Annotated in this window: 18 protein-coding genes; 11 read left to right on the forward strand and 7 right to left on the reverse strand. The window is 48.6% G+C overall.

Annotation, left to right across the window (positions count from 1 at the left end; genetic code table 11):
- Positions 1–10 precede the first annotated feature (10 nt).
- The 5 genes from mprA to ACN28R_RS00910 all read right to left on the reverse strand — a co-directional run bounded on the left by mprA (position 11) and on the right by ACN28R_RS00910 (position 6,899).
- Entirely contained in the window at positions 11–526 is a 516-nt protein-coding gene (mprA, locus tag ACN28R_RS00890; protein ID WP_095833317.1) for a transcriptional repressor MprA, read from the reverse strand.
- Positions 527–963: 437 nt separating this feature from the next.
- A complete protein-coding gene (gene proX / locus ACN28R_RS00895) occupies positions 964–1,962 on the reverse strand; it encodes a glycine betaine/L-proline ABC transporter substrate-binding protein ProX (protein WP_095833318.1) in 999 nt (332 codons plus the stop codon).
- A gap of 155 nt (positions 1,963–2,117) precedes the next feature.
- Positions 2,118–3,344, reverse strand: a complete 1,227-nt coding sequence (gene proW / locus ACN28R_RS00900) for a glycine betaine/L-proline ABC transporter permease ProW (RefSeq protein ID WP_048637705.1) — start codon at positions 3,342–3,344, stop codon at positions 2,118–2,120.
- On the reverse strand, positions 3,337–4,539 hold the full coding sequence (proV, locus tag ACN28R_RS00905; protein ID WP_095833319.1) for a glycine betaine/L-proline ABC transporter ATP-binding protein ProV: 1,203 nt from the start codon (positions 4,537–4,539) through the stop codon (positions 3,337–3,339). The genes proW and proV overlap by 8 nt, the downstream gene beginning before the upstream one ends.
- Before the next feature lie 773 nt (positions 4,540–5,312).
- Positions 5,313–6,899, reverse strand: a complete 1,587-nt coding sequence (locus ACN28R_RS00910; RefSeq protein ID WP_095833320.1) for a gamma-glutamyltransferase family protein — start codon at positions 6,897–6,899, stop codon at positions 5,313–5,315.
- A 930-nt stretch (positions 6,900–7,829) separates the two neighbouring features.
- On the opposite strand from ACN28R_RS00910, the gene ACN28R_RS00915 reads away from it, so the two are divergent.
- From ACN28R_RS00915 to ACN28R_RS00925, 3 genes are all read left to right on the forward strand, one after another.
- Entirely contained in the window at positions 7,830–8,186 is a 357-nt protein-coding gene (locus tag ACN28R_RS00915) for a YdiL family protein (RefSeq protein ID WP_048637708.1), read from the forward strand.
- A gap of 12 nt (positions 8,187–8,198) precedes the next feature.
- Complete coding sequence (gene aroL, locus ACN28R_RS00920; RefSeq protein ID WP_048637709.1) at positions 8,199–8,762, forward strand: shikimate kinase AroL; 564 nt, start codon at positions 8,199–8,201, stop codon at positions 8,760–8,762.
- Between the two features lie 701 nt (positions 8,763–9,463).
- A complete protein-coding gene (locus tag ACN28R_RS00925) occupies positions 9,464–10,684 on the forward strand; it encodes an MFS transporter (protein WP_095833321.1) in 1,221 nt (406 codons plus the stop codon).
- Positions 10,685–10,744: 60 nt separating this feature from the next.
- Here ACN28R_RS00925 and ACN28R_RS00930 read toward each other — a convergent pair whose 3' ends face one another.
- The gene (locus tag ACN28R_RS00930) at positions 10,745–11,647 is read right to left on the reverse strand and encodes a LysR family transcriptional regulator (RefSeq protein WP_048637711.1); all 903 of its coding nucleotides are present in this window, start codon (positions 11,645–11,647) and stop codon (positions 10,745–10,747) included.
- 758 nt (positions 11,648–12,405) lie between these two features.
- On the opposite strand from ACN28R_RS00930, the gene ACN28R_RS00935 reads away from it, so the two are divergent.
- The 5 genes from ACN28R_RS00935 (at position 12,406) to ACN28R_RS00955 (ending at position 18,468) form a co-directional block, all read left to right on the forward strand.
- On the forward strand, positions 12,406–13,641 hold the full coding sequence (locus ACN28R_RS00935) for an MFS transporter (RefSeq protein WP_095833322.1): 1,236 nt from the start codon (positions 12,406–12,408) through the stop codon (positions 13,639–13,641).
- 165 nt (positions 13,642–13,806) lie between these two features.
- Positions 13,807–14,673, forward strand: a complete 867-nt coding sequence (gene ydiB, locus ACN28R_RS00940; protein WP_095833323.1) for a quinate/shikimate dehydrogenase — start codon at positions 13,807–13,809, stop codon at positions 14,671–14,673.
- An 11-nt stretch (positions 14,674–14,684) separates the two neighbouring features.
- Positions 14,685–15,440: a type I 3-dehydroquinate dehydratase gene (aroD, locus tag ACN28R_RS00945; protein ID WP_048637714.1), complete on the forward strand. Its 756-nt coding sequence runs from the start codon at positions 14,685–14,687 to the stop codon at positions 15,438–15,440.
- A gap of 265 nt (positions 15,441–15,705) precedes the next feature.
- Positions 15,706–17,298 (forward strand): acyl CoA:acetate/3-ketoacid CoA transferase, encoded by a 1,593-nt coding sequence (locus tag ACN28R_RS00950; protein ID WP_048637715.1) that lies wholly within the window; start codon positions 15,706–15,708, stop codon positions 17,296–17,298.
- A 21-nt stretch (positions 17,299–17,319) separates the two neighbouring features.
- Positions 17,320–18,468, forward strand: coding sequence for an acyl-CoA dehydrogenase (locus tag ACN28R_RS00955; protein ID WP_048637716.1), 1,149 nt, complete (start codon positions 17,320–17,322; stop codon positions 18,466–18,468).
- 128 nt (positions 18,469–18,596) lie between these two features.
- Here the strand turns inward: ACN28R_RS00955 and ACN28R_RS00960 are convergent, their stop codons facing one another.
- Entirely contained in the window at positions 18,597–19,508 is a 912-nt protein-coding gene (locus ACN28R_RS00960; RefSeq protein ID WP_048637717.1) for an AraC family transcriptional regulator, read from the reverse strand.
- Positions 19,509–20,297: 789 nt separating this feature from the next.
- Here ACN28R_RS00960 and ACN28R_RS00965 point away from each other — a divergent pair.
- From ACN28R_RS00965 to ACN28R_RS00975, 3 genes are read left to right on the forward strand one after another with little or no spacing between them, the layout of a single operon-like run.
- Positions 20,298–20,438: a hypothetical protein gene (locus tag ACN28R_RS00965; RefSeq protein WP_156186745.1), complete on the forward strand. Its 141-nt coding sequence runs from the start codon at positions 20,298–20,300 to the stop codon at positions 20,436–20,438.
- Positions 20,439–20,446: 8 nt separating this feature from the next.
- On the forward strand, positions 20,447–21,211 hold the full coding sequence (locus tag ACN28R_RS00970; RefSeq protein WP_048637718.1) for an electron transfer flavoprotein: 765 nt from the start codon (positions 20,447–20,449) through the stop codon (positions 21,209–21,211).
- Positions 21,212–21,233: 22 nt separating this feature from the next.
- Positions 21,234–22,187 carry an electron transfer flavoprotein subunit alpha gene (locus ACN28R_RS00975; RefSeq protein WP_095833324.1) on the forward strand — a complete coding sequence of 318 codons (954 nt, stop codon included), beginning with the start codon at positions 21,234–21,236 and terminating at the stop codon, positions 22,185–22,187.
- Positions 22,188–22,209: the final 22 nt, after the last annotated feature.

The following is a 22,209-nucleotide window of genomic DNA, read 5'->3' on the forward strand; positions in this document are numbered from 1 at the left end:
AATCAATTGGTTAAAGATTTTCGGTTTTTTCCATTTCATCTATTCGGGCCAACAGCTTTCTCATTAATGTTTCAAGCTGTTTTTGCTCATCATTACTGAGCGTAGACCAGAGAAAATGGAGGCTTTTATGCTGCGGGGGAAGTAGTTGACCAAGGAAATTCTTGCCTTCTTCTGTCATATGCAGGTGCAAGCAGCGCCGATCGCTACTGCTTTCGCGCCTTTCAATCCAACCTCTTTTTTCCAATTCATCAGCAATACGCGTGGCGTTAGTCCGTGATGATCCCAATGCGGCACTGAGCTCTGAAGGTTGAATACTGTAAGACTCCTGTGATTCCAACGTGAGGAGAGCCATGAATAAGGTTTCATTAATGCCCTGATCTTTCAGTATTTTATTTCTGTGCTCTAGTATTTTGCTTTGCATATGCATGCATAAACGTAACAGCAGGACTTCCCGGTATGGGAAATCGGGTTTACGTGAAACACGCAGGCTCAGCATTTTCTCTATGGGAGTAAACGAACTATCCATTTTTATATAACCTCATTAATCACGGTCTGCATAGTAACGGAAGTTACTACTTGGGTAAATGGTATCAAGTTAGACAAATTTGATTATTCTGTGACAGAAAGTAAGCGATAGGGACATCGAGTATCGAAGGAAGTATCGCCATTAACGCTATTAAGTAATAGGGTAGCTCATGTGTGACGTTAGAGAATGGCGGAGTGGGGAAATCGGAATCAGTTGCTTACTAAGTCGTCACATAATGCAAAAAGGCGGCAAAAGCCGCCTGCGGTTACTGACAAAGTTTGAAACATTGCCATTAATGACCCCCGCCCAGCCTCCCCCTTGTCAGGGGGCGGAGCTACGCCGGATTTGCTCCCTTCCCTGTGAAGGGGAGGGCCGGGGGGTGGAGTTGGAACCAGAAGGTTTGTCATCAAACGCTTCTGAAATTCGCGAGTGGTGATTTATTTAGCCGCTTCAGCCGCAGTTTTGACCCAGCCGTCGAACAGCTGCTGGTGCGCCTTGATCCAGCCGTTGGCATGGCGTTCGATATCCTGCTGCGAGCTCTGACCATTATGCATGCTCTGGTTTTGCGCATTGATGTCGTTAATCGACAGTTTCATGATGGAAAGCAGCTTCGCTGCCGCCGGATTTTTTTCCGCCCATTCCTTATTGGCGGCGATTTTTATGCTATTGACCGGGAAGCCGTAGTCGGCGCCGTTAGGCAGCTTGGTGCTGACGCCCTGCATAACCCCAGGCTGAGAAGAGAAAGGCACCTGCAACCATACAACGTCGCGTCCCGGCACCAGAACGTCGCTTACCCAATAAGGCGTCCAGGTATAATAAAGGATAGGTTTGCCTTCTTTATAACGGGTGATGGTATCCGCAATCATGGCCGCATAGTTGCCCTGATTATGATCAACCGTTTTGGTTAAGTCATAAGCCTGCAAATGGTGATTAATCATCGCCTCACAGCCCCAGCCAGGGTTACAGCCGGTCAGATCGGCTTTGCCGTCGCCGTTGGTATCAAACAGTTTGGCGATTTTAGGATCTTTTAACTGCTCAACATTGGTGATTTTATATTGGTCGGCGGTTTTTTTATCGATCAGATAACCTTGAGCGGCGCCCGTAACATAGGTGCCTTCACGATAGAATTTATTGTCGCCGCCGGCGGCCTGATATTGATTGGCGTGCAACGGATCCCAGCTCACGGCAAGGAACGTGGCATCCCCGTTGGCCACGGTGGTAAAGGCGACGTTGTAATCCACTTCACGAATTGTCTGCACGTCATAGCCCAGTTTTTCCAGCGCCTTATTGACCAGCAGGGTCTGGAAGGTCTCTTCAGACAAGGTGCTTTGCACCGGAATAACTGTGACGCCTTTGCCCGGTAAATCGGCTGCATAGATGGATGAACTCAGCAGTGCAGTCGTCAGGGCTGCGGCCCAGATTTTTGTCTTGCTCATAGTTATTTCCTCGTTCCTATTCCATACCCTTGGCTTTCAAATTGCAGCGCTACTGCAGGTTAAAATCCATTGGATGCGGAAATCAGGTTTTATTATGTTGATTTAATTATGGATGGTTCAGTTACCCGGCGCGGGCCGGGTAACCGACTCGAAAATTACTGCTTGATGAAAGGACGGGTTACCAGGCCGATTGGGCCTGTGGTATACCAGCTTTTATTGCCCTTGCTGCGTCTGTCGCGGCCCAGAGACTGGGTCAGGCGATCGAGGATAATAGCCAGAATAACGATGCCGACGCCGCCGACAGCCGCTAATCCCATATCCAGACGGCCAATGCCGCGCAGCACCATTTGTCCCAAGCCACCCACGGCGATCATTGAAGCAATCACCACCATCGACAGCGCCAGCATTAACGTCTGGTTCACGCCTGCCATGATGGTTGGCATCGCCAGCGGCAGCTGAACTTTAAACAGCATCTGACGAGGGCTGGCGCCAAAGGACTCCGCCGCTTCAATCAGATCGGCCGGCACCTGACGGATACCCAGAATCGTCAGACGAATAATCGGCGGCAGGGCAAAGATAATGGTGACCACCACGCCAGGTACGTTGCCAATACCGAATAGCATGACGATCGGCACCAGATAGACAAAGGCCGGCGTGGTCTGCATCGCATCCAGCAGCGGGCGGATAATTTTGGCCGCTCGTTCGCTGCGAGCCAGCCAAATCCCTATCGGCAGCCCGATTAGCAGGCAGAAGAACAGGGCGGTCAATACCAATGCCAGCGTCACCATTGCCTGCGACCATGCGCCGATGGCGCCAATGATAACCAGTGAAATTAGCGCGGCGACCCCCATCCCGAAACTGGAGACTTGCCAGGCGATCAGCGAGAAGATCAGGATAGCGATCGGCGCAGGCATACCGAGCAGTAATTGTTGAAACGTGCTCAGGATGAAGTCGACCGGAACGCGGATCCCCTGGAACAGGGGTCTGAAGTGCAGCACCATCCAGTCGATCCCATGGGTTACCCAGTGATCCAACGGAATCAGCGTATCTTTAAACGGATCGAGCAGGCTGAAGTGCTCCGGCGTATCGGTCGGCGCGCTGTTCAGCCAGTCGTTGGCGCCCTGAGCCGCATCCGCTGAGCCGCCGTCTGGCGGCGTGGTGCTCCAGGCGTCCGCTCCGTTGGCCGGCGCATCCTGCGCGGGTGCGGCAGTGGACCAGGGGTCGCTTTGCGATCCGGCATCGGGCGCGGCGCTACTTTCCGCCTGCGGTGAATTCTGGGTCGACGCCGCCCAGGGATCGCTCTGCGCCGCCGCGCTGTGTTGGTCGGCGTTTTGCTCAGGCGCGGTGCTGCTTTCCCATGGATTGGTTGTTGATTTACTCATTGGTTGCTCCTTCCTTATCCAGTGCCTGTAGCAGCATTCCCTTTGAAATGATGCCGATGTACTCGTTGTTTTCACCGATGACGGGGACAGCACAAGGGGCTTGCGCTACCTGCGAAATCAGCTCATTGAGCGACATATCTGCGGGCACAGGGGCCGGATCGGATAACAGCGCATGTTCCAGCGGCTGCTGTTCTTTCAGGGCCTGTTTCAGCGAGTCGATAGAGACCACACCAATGAATTTTTGTCCGCGCTCCAGCACGTAGCCGTAATCGCGATCTTCGTCCTGCAAAATTTTCAGTGCGGAACGCGGTCCGACTGCCGGCGTTTTACGAATCAGCGTGACCGGGCGGCGGCGGGCGATATCCTTGGCGCTGAAGACATGGCTGACGTCCACGCCGCGGAAGAAGGTGCGAACATAATCATTGGCCGGGTTGTTCAGAATTTCATCCGGCGTACCCACCTGGATCACTTCACCGCCATGCATGATGGCGATACGATCGCCGATACGCATTGCTTCATCCAGATCGTGCGAGATAAAGATGATGGTACGCTGATTACGGGACTGGAGCTTGATCAGCTCATCCTGCATTTCTGTACGGATCAGCGGATCGAGGGCGGAAAAAGCCTCATCCATCAGCAGAATATCCGGGTCGTTCGCCAGCGCCCGCGCCAATCCGACGCGTTGACGCATCCCGCCCGACAGTTCATCCGGGTAGGAATTGGCGTAAGCTTCCAGACCAACCTGTTGCAGCGCATCCATCGCCTTTTGTTCGCGTTCCGTTTTCTCTATCCCGGCCAACTCCATACCAAAAGCGGTATTGTGGAGGATATTCAGGTGCGGCATTAAGGCGAAAGACTGGAATACCATACTGATTTTTTTACGCCGCACGTCGCGCAGCGCTGCGTCGGATATTTGGGCGATATCCTCGCCATCAATCAGAACCTGACCACGAGTAGGTTCTATCAGACGATTGAGAAGGCGTACCATGGTTGATTTGCCGGAACCGGATAATCCCATGATGACAAATATCTCGCCTTCTTCAATGGCCAGATTGGCATCTTTGACTCCGACGGTAAGACCCGTTTTTTCAAATATCTGATCTTTAGTCAGGCCTTTGTCGATCAGTTTAAATGCTCTGTTAGGGTGTTCGCCAAATATTTTATAAAGGTGTTTTACTTCTAGTTTAATTGCCATGAAACGATTGTTTTCCTATGGTCGTTTATAATTCTATAACGTTTGTCCTGGTAATGATTAAACGCTCTATACCCTACCATAATGAGATTCTGAGACAACCCCTGATAGCTGAATCGATTTTTTCGTGTACATAAATAAATCGGGCAAATTAACCCTATTGTTTTCATGTGATTGGATAAATGCTATCTATGTTCCTTGAGGTTTTCATGCTTTTTTTATGCTAAAGAACAATCAGTTAACTTGATTTCTGTCCATTGGCGTTTTTTGCGGGAAATAGGCTTTTCCCCTCGGCGGAGAATCGCTAATTATTGTTCGTTTTATCAATGGAATGCGACGGAATATAATTTTAAGGCATCGTGCGGCAGGCGCCGGAAATGCCCGATTTTTCGCGAAAAATAATTTACGCGAATTGTGATTATGACCTTAATTATAACAGAAATCGGGGTGGTGATTTTCTGGTGAAATTAGCATCCGGTTCAGCAGGCGCGCCAGAGAATATTGAGTGTGATGATGGTGTGATCCAGTTAACATTATTATCCTGTTGACAGGGATAATTCCCTGTCAACGGCGGGCGAAGCGTTCGTCAGATAATTGCCTGATATTTTGTGTGGTTAATCGGCATTATTTTCGTCCGCTGGCGATATAACTATTGCGGCGGTATCTGAACGCTCTTATAAAGCGACCGGGTTTGCACTGTGTTCAATAGCTTACTGATATAAAATGAAAATACCTTGGTCACTCTCTCTTATTCCTCTCTATCCCCGGTTATGAAATTAAAAACCAGCGGCGCTGCCGTTACTGCGCGGATCGAACGCCCCTTCCAGCATGCCGTGGGTATGACGGACGATCGCGCCGGCGTGACCGACGGCGTCGCTAAAGCCGTTCAGTAATTCGACGTCATGGCCCAAGGCTCTCAGCGCATCAACGGTGGCGGGCTTAAATCGATCCTCTAGCTTTAAGGTATCGGACGATTGTCCCCAGGTGCGGCCCAACAGCCAGCGGGGAGCGGTAATCGCCTGCTGCAAGGATAATCCCTGAAGCACATGGCGAATAAACAGCGCAGCCTGAGTTTGGGGTTGTCCATCGCCGCCCATCGCGCCATAAACCATGGTGCGGCCGTCAGACAATCTCGCCGCTGCCGGATTCAACGTATGGAACGGTTGTTTGCCCGGCTTCAGCGCCAGCGGGTGGTGAGGATCGAGACTGAAAGTGGCTCCGCGATTCTGCCAGAGCACGCCGGTACCCGGCAGTACGACGCCGCTGCCGAATTCATGATAGAGACTCTGAATAAAGGAAACGCAAAGTCCGCTACTGTCGCATACGCCCATCCAGACGGTATCGCCGGGGCCGTCTCCCGCGTCCCAGGGCGCGGCCTGACGGGTATCGATCTCGTGGGCCATGATGCCCAGTTTGTCGGGATCCAGCAGTTCCTGAACGTCCGGCGTCATCATGTTGGGATCGGTAATAAAACGGTCGCGCAACTTGAAAGCCAGCTTGGTGGATTCAACAATACGGTGAACGGTTTGACTGTCGTTTAAATCCGCTAGCTCCAGATGGTCGGTTAAGCCGAGGATAGCTAATGACACCAGACCCTGAGTCGGCGGGGCGAGATTATAAATATCGCCCTTGCTGTGTTTTAGGCGTAGCGGCGTGGTGCGTCTGGCATGATAGTTGGCCAGGTCGTCGCCGGTTACCGGCATGCCCAGTTTCGCCATCTGGGCGGCGAAGTGTTTTGCCAGCGAGCCGCGATAGAAGCTGTCCAGACCTTCCAGCGTCAACAGCGTCAGCGTCCCGGCCAGCTCCGGTTGAGTAAAACGGCTGCCGGCACGCGGGATCGTCCCCTGAGGCATAAAAACGCGCTCGAACTCCTGAAGATAGATCAGCTCATTATAGTGCTGCGTCAGCGCATCTTCCTGCGACTGGGTGATGGGGATGCCGTCTGCGGCATAACGGATGGCGTCGGCCAGCAGGCGCGAAATCGGCAGTGGCGAGCCGCCCAATTCCTGAGAGAACTTCAGGGCTTCTTGCCAGCCCCCGACGGTTCCGGCCACGGTGAGGGCAGCTTTGGGGCCGCGATGGGGGATCTGCGATTCCCCCTGGTAAAAATCACGGCTGGCAAGCTGACCTGCCGCGCCAGCGGCATTTATGGCGATCGGTTCGCCCTGCGGCGGCAGAATTAACCAGAAACCATCACCGCCGAGCCCGCTCATATGAGGGTAAACCACTGAGATGGTCGCCGCCGCCGCCACCATCGCTTCAATGGCGTCGCCGCCGTCACGCAGAATAGCCTGAGCGCTGGCGCTGGCTAAGTGATGTGGCGTCACCGCCATGCCCAATGGCGCGATATTACTTTGCATCATGCCGCTGTTCCTTTTCTTTGTCCGGCTTGTAGGGGAGTTTCAAACGGCGTTAATTCGTAATGGTTTTTTTATTACCGTCATGTTCTGTGTTGCCGAGGTCCGCTCTGTTAAGCAACAGTCGTGTTAAGCAAACCGCGTTCCAGTTTTTCCGCTCGGTGATAAAACAATTGAACTTTTTGCCTGTATCCCCGCTGCTTTTCAGGTTGCGATATGTTGGCTGCCGATTGAAATCTATTGGGGAGGTAGGATAGGCGTTTTGTGTTATGGCGCGATGAAACAAAAGACAATGCTGAAACCCGCGTTGCCGATGCTCAGTGGCGGGGGATTGTGCTATGAATCCGCTTAAAGAATGGGACATCGTCGTGGCAGCGGGCTTCCGCCGCCAAAAACCGCGGGCTGCGGATGTTGGTTCAAGCACCCGAGCGAATTGAGCGTTTGAGTGGTTAACCGTGCCGAACCGGCGCAGATAAAAAACGCCGCCAGCCGTTGATATCCCTCTCCCGGCTCCCCGGCTTCCGGTTATGCGCGAGGCGGCCGGGGCGCAAAAATGGTGATTTGCACAGTATGGGTGCGATCGCCCTTGCTAGGGTTGCGCAATACGCGCGGGCATAATTTTATGTTGGCGCCATGGACGGTTATGCCGCCCATCTTTCACCTGGCGAACACGTTGCTTTCTCTCTGCCAGCGGTAACATGGCGTTATGTTGATGTTTTTTTAAGAGCCTAGCCCGGCAGGGAATATTGGGAAAATACCATTCCTTCCTTTAATTAGCCCCTTTATTTTTCTGCGTCTTCCATTTTAAGACGGTAATCATAATTTGCTTATAACCGTCTTGTCTTTCCATCATATTTTGATAACGATCATACTTACATAAGAAACAGAATGCTATTAGTCATAAACTCGTCCAAATCACTCCTGGAGTCGTCAATTATGAATCATTTGGAACTACAGGCTCTGCGTCAAATTTTTTTTATGAGTATCGACGAAGCCTCAACTTATATTGCCGGTGATGAAAACAGCGAAAGGTGGCGGCAATGGGAGAAGGGGGAGCAAGACATTCCACTTTCCGTTATAAAAATCCTGACCTTAATGAATACAAAGCGAAAAGAAAGGATCAACGCCATCATTGAAAAGATAAATAATCGTATCGGGAATAACACCATGCGTTTTTTCCCCGATTACGACGCGTTTCGGGCGGTCTATATCGAAGGTGATTATTTAGAGTGGAAAATATATCAGTCCGTCGCGGCCGAACTCTATTCTCATAATCTGGAACGGTTGTGCTAAAAGGATGGATTCATGTTCAATATCATCATACTTGTCGGCCCGCGCGCGTCAGGTAAAACCACGGTAGGAAAGATTTTAGCAGCCCATCTGAAGCTGAATTTCATTGATACGGATGAGGTCGTTCAGAAAAAAACCAGCAAGACTATCGCGCAGATCGTCGATGAGCAGGGGTGGGATAACTTTCGGAGGATTGAAAGTCAGATATTGAAAGAGGTGACGCTCGCGGGTTGCATTATTGCCACGGGGGGCGGGATGGTGATGGCGAAAGAAAACCGCAATCACATGAAAAATAAAGGAATTGTGTTTTATCTTTCGACCTCTGCCGAGACGGTGGTTCAGCGGCTAAAGTCGGACCCGGCCGTGAGCCAACGTCCTTCGCTGACCGGGTTGTCGATTACCGAGGAGATTGCCGGCATTATCAAAACACGCGATCCGCTCTATCAGGAAACCGCTCACTTTATAATTGATGCTAATAACGGGAAAGATCAGGTCGCTCAAGAGATTAATACTATTTATCATACCTTGCTAAAAGATGCCGCTAACGATGCCACGGCGATACCGCCGTTAACGGAATAAGCCGATTCTGCGCGCTGAAATTGCGGCATGGCTATAATTTTTTGATTGGCGGGAGATACCGGCGCGCCGAGGGTGATTTATCACCTCTATTTTTCATAGTATGACTCCCGTCATAAAAATGAATAATATTTTTCATCCGTCACAAATTAAAAAAGGATGATGTCACCGATTGTACGGTAGTTCGCTATTTGAAACAGAATAAATGTAATCTGCGTCACAAAATGATAATCGATGCGAAAGTATTTATAAATTTTGTCTATAGAAACAATCTATAAATTTCTTTAAAAAAAGTAATTATTTATTCTCGATGAGAGTTGCTAGCATGGAAATACATGAATAAATGATATTTATGTGTGTCTTACGAATATATTCAGGCAGTTATACCCAGTAAATTTCAAGGCGCAGGAAATGGCAATGTCACGGCTCTTCGGGTATTCCGTTTACGCAATAACCGAGAGTAACCAACATATTCGCAACGGGAAAGGCGGCGGAGATATGGCGTAAGAGGAATGATTGTCGCGTCTATCGTGATGAGCGCTTACCGTCATCTTCTTTCTCAATACCATAAAAATGGATTTTCCGAGCTTTTAACCGATTAAGCATGACGCCGCGCCTTGGCGTCAGGGCTTTTGGGCATCAGGACAGGAAAGGAAATATCAGCCGATTAGATTAAAAATATCCTTTTCTGAAAAAGGCTTTCTATGAAAAACAATTACATACCGACATCTGTCGGGCTATATATCAACTATTTGGTTCACGGTATGGGCGTCATATTGATCAGTTTGAATATGCCCCATCTACAGCAGCAGTGGCAAACCGACGCCGCCGGCGTATCGATCGTTATTTCTTCTCTGGGGATTGGCAGACTGAGCATACTGCTGGTGGCGGGTATGCTTTCCGATCGCTTTGGCCGGAAGCCTTTCATTTATCTGGGAATGGTCTGCTACCTGGGATTTTTTCTGGGGATCCTCAGTACGCAGAGTATCGTCGTCGCCTACTGCTTCGGGTTTCTGGCGGGGATGGCGAACAGTTTTCTTGATTCCGGTACCTATCCGACATTAATGGAAGCGTTTCCCAAGACTCCCAGTACGGCGAATATTCTCATTAAAGCGTTTGTTTCCGGCGGTCAGTTCACCTTGCCGTTGATCATCAGCGTATTGGTCTGGTTCGATCTCTGGTTCGGCTGGTCGTTTCTGATTGCCGCCGGGATGATGTTTCTGAACGCGATCTATCTGTTCAAATGTCCGTTCCCGCCCCATCATTCTCTCGCCAAAGCAGAGGAAAACCCAAATACGGTTGAACCGGCGATATCTAAAGATTGCACCTGTTCCATGTTGGATCTCGCCAGTTTTACCGTTTATGGCTACATTTCCATGGCTACGTTCTATTTGATCAGCCAATGGCTGTCGCAATACGGACAGTTTGTGGCGGGAATGCCCTATACGATGGCCATCAAGCTGCTGAGTATCTATACCGCAGGTTCCCTGGTGTGCGTTTTTATTAGCGCCGGTCTGGTGAAGAAAACGGTCAGTTCGACCACGCTGCTGATGCTCTATACGTTTATATCGTTCATCGCGTTGCTGACCGTGTGTCTGCACCCCACCGTTGCGACGGTGATCGTCTTCGCCTTTGTGATTGGTTTTTCCGCCGCGGGGGGCGTCATGCAACTGGGATTGACGCTGATGGCAATTCGGTTTCCCCACGCTAAAGGGAAGGCTACCGGCATTTTTTACAGCGCGGGCAGTTTGGCCACCTTCACGATCCCTTTGATTACCGCCAAACTTTCGCAAATCAGTATCGCCAGCATTATGTGGTTTGATGTGGGCCTGTCGGCCGCCGGTTTCCTGATTGCTCTGTTTATCGGTTATCGCAGCATGAAAGAGCGTCGTTGTACGATGAAAATCAATCAGGTTCAGGTTTAAGTAAGCGCCGGAAGATTGATCATCAAACCGATAAAAATACGGTTATAGCGCCGTTCCGTTCTACTTGAACGGCATCGTTTGACAGGAACTGAAGATGAATTTTTTAAACGACTGGGTTGCCGGCGACAACACTTTGTCTTTACGGGTCGCCAGATAGATATAGCGTGTCGGCCCAGGATCCTTAATGCGCATGACGTGAACATTGGAATGCGAAAGCGTACTGATCCGCGGCATAATCGCAATACCGTAATCAATGCTCACCAGCCCGACCATCGCCGTATCTTCCTCGACATAACAGGCGATTTCAGGGATCAATTTTTTTTGCATGAACATTTTGTCGATGAACTGACGTAAACCGCTATTTTGTGAAAAAAAGATGAACGGATAAGGCGTGGTATCTTCCAGGGCGATTTCATGTTGGTTGCGCTGCGCCAGGGGGTGATTTTGAGACGTGACCAGCACCAGTTCCTGACTGATTAACGGGATAAACTCGACTTCCGGCTCTTCTGGAAGCAGGGAACAGATAGCCAGATCGAACTTGTCCGCCTTAAGGTCTTGTATGATTGACGCGGTCGTGCCCTGATAAAAACAAAAGCGCTTATTTTTATTGCCGGGAATATGGGTAAAACGATCGATCAGTTGTGGAACCACCGTCTCACCCATGGTGTAAATGAACGCCAGACCGATAATGTCGTCGTGATAGCCGCTCATTTGGCGTAGTGCAAGACGACCGTTTTCCAACTCAAGCAACGCATTTTCCACATAGGGTAAAAATATTTTTCCGCCTTGCGTTATCCGTACATTCCTGCCGCATTTTTCGAATAACATCACTCCCAGCTCTTTTTCAAGCTCGGATATCGCATGGCTTAAAGAAGGCTGGGCAATAAACAGACTCGATGCCGCTTCCGTGTAATGCTGCTTTTCAGCCAGACGTTTAAAATAGTGTAATTGTTTTAAATTCATTCAGTCTCTCATGGCATTGACGAATTATTTAACATACGGCAGACAGGCGCTACGCCGCGCTGGTCTGGTCACATTACGCGGGGCGGATGCTGCTGCGGTAGCGCGACCATTTGCAGCAGCATACATCAGGGATAAGAAAAGCTGTGCTACGTTGGTGGCCGATATGCAAAATTATTATGCCGCCGTGCAATATAATATGTCCTCTTGGTCATTTGCGGCGGCGAGAAGCGGTAAATAGATTGTTAATTACTGGTCATAATAAACAGGTATAGGTTAATGGTGACTAACCATGGCAAGCGATATCGCGTTATTCGAACCCGTTTATCGCACAAGAATGTTTGTTAGTTCACGGTAATAAGATAACTTTGTTATAAGAATTTCTTTTTTTAGCAATAGCTGACGTCATTTTTCTTTATGTGGGTTAAATAATTTTTAACCACTTCACAAAATTAAAATAATTGTTCGGCAATACCGATACGTATTCATTTCACTGCGCATTATGTGTTGATTTTGTAAAGACATAAACAACTCGTCAACAATAATCGAACGATTCCTCCCCATCGCGCTTTGCAATAAAGTTGGAAACAAAAACCTTATATTACGTATTCATCATTGCCCCTCTTCTATACATTAAATACAGATATTAATTTAACGATATTTTATGAGGTGTATGAATTCAGCGTCACTAAAATAAAATCAAGTAAAACGGCCGGCATGATCGATGTAATGAAAAATATTAACGATAAACGGAGAAAAGCATGAGCCAGCATAAGGCCTTCAATGCGCCATTTTTATTAGCCGCCATAGGTATATATCTGAGCTATTTTCTTCATGGCATCAGTGTTATTACTCTAGCGCAGAATATGACCCATTTAGCAGAAAAGTTTAACACGGATAGTGCCGGAATTGCTTACGTGATTTCGGGGATAGGACTGGGAAGGCTGATCTGTATCCTGTTCTTCGGCGTTATTTCTGACAAATTCGGCAGACGCTCGGTTATTTTTCTGGGCATAGCGTTATATATCCTGTTCTTCTTTGGCATTCTCGTCAGCCCTAATCTGATTGTCGCGTTTATTCTGGCTTTCTGCGTCGGTGCGGCGAATGCGGCATTAGACACGGGAGGATATCCGGCGTTGATGGAGTGTTATCCTAAAACCTCGGGGTCTGCCGTGATCCTGCTTAAAGCGATGGTCTCTTTCGGACAGATGTTCTACCCCATGTTAGTCAGCTACCTGCTGGTAAGTCATCTTTGGTATGGCTATGCGATGGTCATTCCGGGCGTCCTGTTTGTTTTGGTCACGCTATTGGTGATCAAAAGCAAATTTCCCAGTCAGACTGTCGATGCCAATATCGCCAAAGAATTGCCCCAAATGGATAGTAAACCGCTGGCATGGTTGGAAGGGGCGGCCTCTGTGGTATTTGGCGTTGCCGCATTTTCAACATTTTATGTCATCGTGGTCTGGATGCCGAAATATGCGATGGCCTTTGCCGGCATGGCGGAAGCAGAGGCATTAAAAACCATCTCCTACTATAGCCTGGGGTCATTGTTGTGCGTATTTATCTTCGCTTTTCTGCTTAAAAGTATGGTTCGTCCGGTGTGGGCCAATGTATTTAATACTGGCCTGTCTGTTATTGCCGCAGCCATTATCTATCTCTATCCGTCCCCGCTTGTTTGTATTGTTGGGTCGTTTATTATTGGCTTCTCTGCCGCTGGCGGGATATTACAGCTCGGCGTTTCTGTTATGTCCGAGTTTTTCCCGAAAAGCAAAGCCAAAGTTACCAGCATTTATATGATGATGGGTGGATTAGCCAACTTTATTATTCCACTGATTACCGGTTATTTATCAAATGTCGGGCTGCAATACATCATATTACTGGATGCCGTATTCGCTGCTATTGCCTTTGTTACCGCGATAATCGTTTTCGTTCGCTACTATAAGGTTTTCAAAATTCCAGAAAAAGACCTGCGTTTGGGTGAGCGTTTTTTTCAATAAAAACAGCCGATAAAAAATGAATAGTGAATTAAGTACGGCGATATAAAAATGGTTTTTATTCAAAACCAAAACGACAGGTTCTCTCTATTGGCTTATCGCTAGCCGCAATGGTTATCGCTGAGTTAAATGAATCAAACATGATAATAATTCAGTAAGGAGTTTATGATGGATGTAACCGCAAAATACGAACTGATTGGATTAATGGCTTATCCTATCAGGCATAGCTTGTCTCCCGAAATGCAGAATAAAGCGATTGAAGAGGTCGGTTTGCCTTATACCTATATGGCTTTTGAGGTCGACAACACCGCCTTTGGTCAGGCAATCGAAGGGCTTAAGGCGTTAAAAATGCGCGGTACCGGCGTTTCCATGCCCAACAAGAAACTGGCTTGTAAATATGTGGATGAATTAACCCCGGCAGCCAAACTGGTTGGCGCAATCAATACCATCGTAAACGACAACGGTTACCTCAGAGGATATAACACTGACGGTACGGGACATATTCGGGCTATTAAAGAAGCCGGCTTTGATATCAAGGGCAAGAAAATGGTGCTTGTCGGCGCCGGGGGCGCTTCTACGGCTATCGGCGCCCAGGCGGCAATCGAGGGCATCAAGGAAATTATGTTGTTCAACCGCAAGGATGAGTTTTACCAAGACGCGCTCGCCTTTGCAAAACGCGTTAATGACAACACGGATTGCACGATTACGGTCAATGACCTGGCCGACCAGAAAGCGTTCGCCAAGGCGATTGCCAATGCCGATATCCTGACCAACGGCACGAAAGTGGGGATGAAACCGCTGGAAGATATGTGCGTCGTCAGCGACAAATCGTTGCTGCGTCCAGATTTGCTGGTTTCCGAATGTGTCTACAACCCTCATATCACCAAGCTGTTGCAAATGGCGATGGATGTCGGCTGTAAAACCGTTGACGGTTATGGAATGTTGTTATGGCAGGGGGCGGAGCAGTTCAAGCTTTGGACCGGGAAAGATTTCCCCTTGGAATATATTAAAAAGGTCATGGGGTTCAACGCATAGAAGGGCGCAGAATGAAAACCGTAACAGTGAAAAATCTGGTGATAGGCGAAGGCGCTCCCAAAATTATCGTGTCATTGATGGGAAAAGATGTGCCAGCGATTAAGTCGGAAGCGCAATATTACAAGGATTTTGACTTTGATATTCTGGAATGGCGTATCGATCATTTTGATGATGTGGAAAATATTGAGAGTGTTATCGACGCGGCGCGCCAGCTCAGAAGCATCATTCACGATAAACCGATCCTCTTTACCTTTCGAACCGCCAAAGAAGGGGGGGAGAAGGATATATCGCCCGATGATTATATTTCTCTGAATCAAAAGATCGTTGATAGCGGTCTGGTAGACATGATTGATCTGGAACTTTTTACCGGCGATCAATGGGTGAGTGCGACGATAGAGCATGCCCATGCCAAAGGGGTAAAAGTCATCATGTCCAATCATGATTTCCATAAAACACCGCCTAAAGAAGAAATTATCAAACGCCTGCGTAAAATGCAGGAACTCGGGGCCGATATTCCCAAGATCGCGCTCATGCCGCAGAGCAAAAACGATGTCGTGACTTTGCTGGCGGCTACGCTGGAAATGTATGAAAAACATGCGGATCGCCCCATTATTACGATGTCGATGGCGAAACCCGGCATTATTTCGCGCTTATCGGGTGAAGTGTTTGGATCGGCCGCCACATTCGGCGCACTGAAAAAAGCGTCTGCTCCGGGGCAGATAGGTATTCAAGACTTAAGATCTGTTCTGAATATATTGCATCAATAATAAAGCGGCGTTTATTTAAATATTAAAACAGGAATCTGTCAGGAATTCTGAATAAATATCCGTACCCGTTATCACTCAAGTGGCAGCTGTGTCGGTATTCTGTCTCTGGCAAATTATCGGGTATATAAGATTACCGTTCAAATAGGTAATGGACGCTTTTATGTCATTTTTTTCGGTGGCTGCATTATCTGAGCCACGTTAATAACGGCGAGTGTTTCACCTGTTGAATGGAGAAAAATCAATTCGGTCATGATTAGGAGTACCCATGAAACTGGAAAAACCGAAAAGAATTAATGGTAGAGTCCCGGTCTTATCTGCTGAAGAAGCCGTAAAATATATTCCGGATGAAGCGACGCTGTGCGTGTTAGGCGCCGGCGGGGGCATTCTGGAAGCAACCACGCTCATTACGGCATTGTCTGAACGCTATAAAAGTACGCAATCGCCGCGTAATCTTTCTTTAATCAGCCCGACGGGATTGGGCGACCGGGCGGAAAAAGGAATTAGTCCACTCGCTCAGGAGGGATTGGTTAAATGGGCGCTGTGTGGCCACTGGGGACAATCTCCGCGTATTTCCGATTTGGCCGAACAAAACAAGATCAGCGCTTACAACTATCCGCAAGGCGTGTTAACCCAGGCCATCAGAGCGTCGGCCGCTCATCAGCCCGGTATTTTGAGCAATATCGGTATCGGTACGTTTGTTGACCCGCGCCAGCAAGGCGGGAAACTCAATGAAGTGACCAAAGAAGAGCTGATTAAACTGGTGGAAATTGATAATCAGGAATATCTCTTCTATAAGGCGATCGCGCCGAACATCGCCTTTATCCGCGCCACCACCTGCGATAGCGAAGGTTATGCCTCCTTTGAAGATGAAGTGATGTATCTGGACGCGTTGGTGATCGCGCAAGCGGTGCATAACAATGGCGGCATTGTGATGATGCAGGTCCAGAAGATGGTCAAAAAAGCGACCCTTCATCCCAAATCCGTCAGAATTCCCGGCTATCTGGTGGATATTGTCGTCGTCGATCCGGCGCAAACGCAGCTTTATGGCGGCGCGCCGGTCAACCGCTTTATTTCCGGTGATTTTGTGCTTGATGACAGTACCAAAATGGAGATTCCGCTGAATCAGCGCAAGCTGGTGGCTCGTCGCGCGCTGTTTGAAATGCGCAAAGGGGCGGTGGGGAACGTCGGGGTCGGTATCGCGGATGGTATTGGTCTGGTGGCCAGAGAAGAGGGCTGCGCCGACGACTTCGTATTGACGGTGGAAACCGGTCCTATTGGCGGCATTACCACACAAGGCGTTGCTTTCGGCGCCAATGTTAATACGCGCGCCATTCTGGATATGACCTCCCAGTTCGACTTTTACCACGGCGGCGGGTTGGATGTCTGCTATTTGAGTTTTGCTGAAATAGATCAGCACGGTAATGTCGGCGTCCATAAATTTAATGGAAAAATTATGGGCACGGGGGGATTTATCGATATCAGTGCGACGTCGAAGAAAATCATATTTTGTGGAACGTTAACCGCAGGCAGTTTGAAAACCGAAGTCGGCGAAGGGAAGCTGAAAATTACTCAGGAAGGCAGAGTTAAGAAGTTTATAAAAGAAATACCGGAAATTACATTCAGTGGAAAAATAGCGCTGGAGCGTGGGCTGGATGTTCGTTATATCACGGAGCGAGCGGTATTTACGTTGAAAGAAGACGGCCTGCATTTGGTTGAAATTGCGCCCGGTGTGGATTTGGAAAAAGATATTTTATCCCAAATGGATTTTAAACCGATTATATCCAGTGACTTGCAGTTGATGGATGAAAGAATGTTTTGTGACAAAGTCATGGGGTTTATTTTACCTGAAGGTGAATAATAATAAATAGGAGTGCGGATTATGGACTTTGCTTTAACCGAAGAGCAAGAGTTGCTGCTTGCCAGTATTCGGGAACTTATTACCAATAATTTCCCCGAAGAATATTTCAGAACATGCGACCAAACGGCAACCTACCCCAAAGAATTTATGAAGGCGCTATCTGATAATGGTATTTCCTTATTGGGCGTGCCGGAGGAGTATAACGGCATACCGGCTGACTATGTGACCCAAATGCTTGCTCTGATGGAAGTGTCAAAATGCGGCGCGCCCGCGTTTCTGATCACCAACGGGCAATGTATTCACAGTATGCGGCGATTCGGATCGCCGGAGCAGTTACAGAAAACGGCTGAAAGCACATTGGCTACCGGCGATCCTGCGTACGCGCTGGCGCTCACGGAGCCTGGGGCGGGCTCGGACAACAATAGCGCGACAACCACATACACGCGCAAAAATGGCAAAGTGTATCTGAACGGCCAGAAAACCTTCATTACGGGGGCCAAAGAATATCCCTACATGCTGGTACTGGCCCGCGATCCCGAGCCCAAGGATCCGAAGAAAGCGTTCACCCTCTGGTGGGTTGAGTCGAATAGTCCGGGCATCAAAATTAACCCTTTGCATAAAATTGGCTGGCATATGCTGAGTACCTGCGAAGTCTACCTGGATAATGTCGAGGTAGATGAAAGCGATAGGGTGGGTGAAGAAGGCATGGGCTTCCTGAATGTGATGTATAACTTTGAAATGGAACGCCTGATCAACGCCGCCCGCAGTACCGGTTTCGCGGAGTGCGCATTTGAAGATGCCGCCAGATATGCCAACCAGCGCATTCAGTTTGGCAAACCAATCGGCTATAACCAGATGATTCAGGAAAAACTGGCGTTAATGGCGATAAAAACCGAAAACATGCGCAACATGGTGTTGAAAGTGGCGTGGCAGGCGGATATGAATCAGTCGTTAAGAACCAGCGCGGCGCTGTGTAAGCTGTATTGCGCCCGTACCGCGCTTGAAGTTATTGATGACGCGATACAAATCATGGGCGGGCTGGGTTATACGGATGATGCGCGCGTTTCCAGATTCTGGCGCGATGTCCGTTGTGAAAGGATTGGCGGCGGAACGGATGAAATTATGATCTATATCGCCGGCCGCCAGATTCTGAAAGATTATCAGAATTAAGCCGCCCCTTCGCAGGGGAAGGGGTTTTAATCAGCTAGCTCCTCCCCCTGACAAGGGGGAGGCTGGGTGGGGGTAATTAACGGCACTATTTCGAACTTTATAAATAGGGGATGGGTTTCCTGAGACGGTCAGATTAACATTCCCTGATTTTCATCGCACCCTGTAATATATTCCAGATTATTGAGATCGCTTTTAAACTGTTTTCTGTATTCAGAGGGGGAACAACCGACATGCCGAATAAATAATTTTGTGAAATGGTCGACATTATCGTATCCGACTCTGAAAGAAATTTCATTTAGGCACAATTCCGTGTTAGTCAATGAAAACTTTGCTTCTGTAATCCGGCGTCGAATGACATAGTTGATGGGGGAAATATTATATTCTTTTGTAAACTCATGACAAATATAGCTCACGCTGGCGCGGAACTTCTTTGCCAGTCGATCCAGGGTGATTTTTTCTCTGTAATTATTATTCAAATAAACCAAAATATCTTTTACCAAAACATCTTTTATTATATGCCCGGAGTCCGTTCGATAGGCATTTTTGAAATTGTCATAAAATATGACCGTAAGCGCATAGCCAAAAGCATCATAGACGGATGACGGGATACTATTCTTTTGTTTCGGCAATATCATGCTGATTTCTTGGAAAATGCTTTTTATAACATCTTTGTTTTTGACGGCGGAAACAACAGGACATGAGTTCGGCTGCATTACCCGGCCTTCATCAAGACCCTTAATCTTGAAGCCATAAACCGCGCAAGTATAGGTCGTTGCGGGCGATGCGCTATCAGACGCCACGGCGTGCAGGCTGCCGCGCTCAATGACCACGATATCTCCAGCCTGAGCGATGTAGTTCGATGAGTCTATGGTGAGTTTGGCAACGCCTGTTTTCACATAGATCAGTTCGGTTTCAGCTTCATGCACATGATGGCCGGACTCCCAGTTTGGGTCATCGCTAATAACATATCTGGATAGCTTCGGCATCAGTCCGTTTTCAAAAATGGTATCCGTTTTATTGTCAAACCAATGCTGATACATGACTACCTCCGCGTTTAATCGTAAGGTGTTAGCCAACAATTAGATGATGAGAAAATATAGCAACCGATGACAGTTATAACACGGATCCGGCGCGCAAAAACAAGATTGTTTGTATGCTATGCAAGATAGTATGGCAGCCGAAAAATTCGATAAAACACACAATCGTTACAGGAATTGATCTATTTCTCTCTCTCCTCCACGCCCTGACGGCGCCTGTAATAGTCAAATTTCACACGCTGAATTTACAACGACAACGTAATTTTATTTTTTCACCGGAATTGCGAAAATCCTCCCAAAAAAGATCATTATTTATGATGCATATCACACCCTTTTTTCTCATCCTTTTGGGCGTGTTCATTTCGTGTTTAACGCCATTCTATCCTCATGTATTACTTTGTCAGAACAAATAAAAAATAAGTAATTAACATGTCATTATAGGACGCCACTTTTTTTTGCAAGATAGTTGGTAACTAAAACATATTATCATGTCGTTTTTTCTCCCGAACAGTATCAATATATCACCATACACTTTGTATATCCCTTTGAGATAAATAGCTTTTGTCATCAATAAATTTCATGGGGAAACAAAGAAATTTATTTTACCTATTAAAAATGCATAGCCGAAGTAAGGGGATATATACCCATCATACTTCAAGTTGTACTCGGTCACCTGAATCGCTTATCTGAGTAAGCACAGCGGGATTAATAAGACGTGTTGCAAGGCTCATGAATGAACCTTGTCCCGCACCGCGAATTATTTTGGGTATAGATGTTTAACCGGAGAAAAACATGCGCCAACAAAAGATCTTTCCCCTTTCTTTATTGCCGGCGATCGGCATTTATCTGAATCGTTTTATTCACCCGCAGGGGCATCACCATTTAGGTTCGGCGGTCTTTGCCGCTGAGCCGAATATCTGTTATTGCCGATAGGAGATACCATGAAAATCATAACCTGCTTCAAGCTGGTACCCGAAGAGCAAGACATTGTGGTTACCGCACAACAGACGCTCAATTTTGATCGCACCGACGCCAAGATCAGCCAGTTCGATCTGAATGCCATTGAAGCTGCCGTACAGTTGGCCGGCGATGAGGGTCAGGTAACGGCGCTCAGCGTGGGCGGTAAGTATTTGGAAAACACCAAGGTACGTAAAGACGTACTGTCACGCGGTCCGCAGGCGCTCTATTTGGTTCAGGATGCGCATCTGGAACAGGCGTTGCCGAAAGATACCGCTCAGGCTCTGGCCGCGGCGGCCGGTAAGATCGGATTCGATCTGATACTGTTCGGCGAAGGTTCTGGCGACCTGTACGCCCAACAGGTCGGGCTGCTGGTCGGCGAGATGCTGCAACTTCCCACGGTTAATGCCGTCAGTAATATCCAAGTTGTCGATAATCACGTCCTGGTTGAACGTACATTGGAAGAAGAAGTGGAAGTGCTGGAGTTACCGCTTCCGGCCGTACTTTGCGTCACTTCCGATATCAATGTTCCCAAAATTCCGACTATGAAGGCCATCCTCGGCGCGGGGAAAAAACCGGTAACGCAATGGAAGGCCGGCGACATCGGCTGGACACCGACTCAGCCCTATTCCGAACTTATCCATGTCCATGTGCCGCCGCAGGCAGAACGTAAACACATCATCATTGAAAGCGATACGCCAGAAGCGATTGGTGAGTTGGCGGAACATCTGAAAAAAGTGCTGAACTAATCCGAAACGGAGAAAAATCACCATGAGTAAATTAACCAATGTCTGGGTGTTCAGCGACAACATCGATCGCTACGCCGATTTGTTGGCGGGCGCCCGTCAGTGGGGGGAACACGTCAACGTACTGGTACAGGATTCCGACGCGGCGTCATCCGTTAAGCTGTTAGGGGCGGATATGATCTATGTTCTGGGGGAGAAATCCGCCCGGCAGCGCATAGAAAACTATGCTGAAACCATCGCTTCCCTTGTGGAAAAACCCGCCGCGCAGCCACGGCCCGTCGCCCTGATCCTGATGTCTGCGACCAAACGCGGTAAAGCGCTGGCGGCCAGACTGAGCATTCTGCTCGATGCGGCGGTGGTTAACGACGTTACTTCACTGACCGTCAGCGATGACGGCACCTATGCCGAGCACCGGATGTACGGCGGGTTGGCATTCGGCAGAGAAAAAATCAATACGCCGATTGCCATTGTCACGCTGGCGCCCGGCGCCGTAGAGCCGGTATCGGCAAATCAAACTCACGACTGTCCGCTATCACAGGTGAACTATGTCGCGCCTCGTCAGGAAATTTTGTGCAAGGAACGCCGGAAAAAATCGTTGAGCAGCGTTGACCTGAGTAAAGCCAAACGCGTGGTCGGTGTGGGCCGTGGTTTGGTTTCTCAGGATGATTTGCGCATGGTACAGGAACTGGCGACGGCGCTCGGTGCGGAGGTCGGTTGTTCCCGGCCGATTGCCGAAGGCGAACACTGGATGGAACGCGAACGCTATATCGGCGTATCAGGCGTACTGCTGAAATCCGATCTCTATCTGACGCTGGGTATTTCCGGGCAGATCCAGCATATGGTCGGGGGCAATGGCGCGAAAATCATCGTCGCCATCAATAAAGATAAGAACGCGCCTATTTTCAAATACGCCGACTACGGTCTGGTCGGGGACATTTACAAAGTGGTTCCCGCCCTGATAGCGCAACTGACTCGTTAATAATGTGAGTCCCGCCGCCTTA

Source organism: Brenneria goodwinii (assembly GCF_002291445.1).
Lineage (GTDB): Bacteria > Pseudomonadota > Gammaproteobacteria > Enterobacterales > Enterobacteriaceae > Brenneria > Brenneria goodwinii.

Excerpts from the sequence above, each read along its gene's own strand:
- mprA (WP_095833317.1), bottom strand. The coding sequence starts at position 526 with ATGGATAGTTCGTTTACTCCCATAGAGAAAATGCTGAGCCTGCGTGTT.
- proX (WP_095833318.1), bottom strand. The coding sequence starts at position 1,962 with ATGAGCAAGACAAAAATCTGGGCCGCAGCCCTGACGACTGCACTGCTG.
- proW (WP_048637705.1), bottom strand. The coding sequence starts at position 3,344 with ATGAGTAAATCAACAACCAATCCATGGGAAAGCAGCACCGCGCCTGAG.
- proV (WP_095833319.1), bottom strand. The coding sequence starts at position 4,539 with ATGGCAATTAAACTAGAAGTAAAACACCTTTATAAAATATTTGGCGAA.
- ACN28R_RS00910 (WP_095833320.1), bottom strand. The coding sequence starts at position 6,899 with ATGATGCAAAGTAATATCGCGCCATTGGGCATGGCGGTGACGCCACAT.
- ACN28R_RS00915 (WP_048637708.1), top strand. The coding sequence starts at position 7,830 with ATGAATCATTTGGAACTACAGGCTCTGCGTCAAATTTTTTTTATGAGT.
- aroL (WP_048637709.1), top strand. The coding sequence starts at position 8,199 with ATGTTCAATATCATCATACTTGTCGGCCCGCGCGCGTCAGGTAAAACC.
- ACN28R_RS00925 (WP_095833321.1), top strand. The coding sequence starts at position 9,464 with ATGAAAAACAATTACATACCGACATCTGTCGGGCTATATATCAACTAT.
- ACN28R_RS00930 (WP_048637711.1), bottom strand. The coding sequence starts at position 11,647 with ATGAATTTAAAACAATTACACTATTTTAAACGTCTGGCTGAAAAGCAG.
- ACN28R_RS00935 (WP_095833322.1), top strand. The coding sequence starts at position 12,406 with ATGAGCCAGCATAAGGCCTTCAATGCGCCATTTTTATTAGCCGCCATA.
- ydiB (WP_095833323.1), top strand. The coding sequence starts at position 13,807 with ATGGATGTAACCGCAAAATACGAACTGATTGGATTAATGGCTTATCCT.
- aroD (WP_048637714.1), top strand. The coding sequence starts at position 14,685 with ATGAAAACCGTAACAGTGAAAAATCTGGTGATAGGCGAAGGCGCTCCC.
- ACN28R_RS00950 (WP_048637715.1), top strand. The coding sequence starts at position 15,706 with ATGAAACTGGAAAAACCGAAAAGAATTAATGGTAGAGTCCCGGTCTTA.
- ACN28R_RS00955 (WP_048637716.1), top strand. The coding sequence starts at position 17,320 with ATGGACTTTGCTTTAACCGAAGAGCAAGAGTTGCTGCTTGCCAGTATT.
- ACN28R_RS00960 (WP_048637717.1), bottom strand. The coding sequence starts at position 19,508 with ATGTATCAGCATTGGTTTGACAATAAAACGGATACCATTTTTGAAAAC.
- ACN28R_RS00965 (WP_156186745.1), top strand. The coding sequence starts at position 20,298 with ATGCGCCAACAAAAGATCTTTCCCCTTTCTTTATTGCCGGCGATCGGC.
- ACN28R_RS00970 (WP_048637718.1), top strand. The coding sequence starts at position 20,447 with ATGAAAATCATAACCTGCTTCAAGCTGGTACCCGAAGAGCAAGACATT.
- ACN28R_RS00975 (WP_095833324.1), top strand. The coding sequence starts at position 21,234 with ATGAGTAAATTAACCAATGTCTGGGTGTTCAGCGACAACATCGATCGC.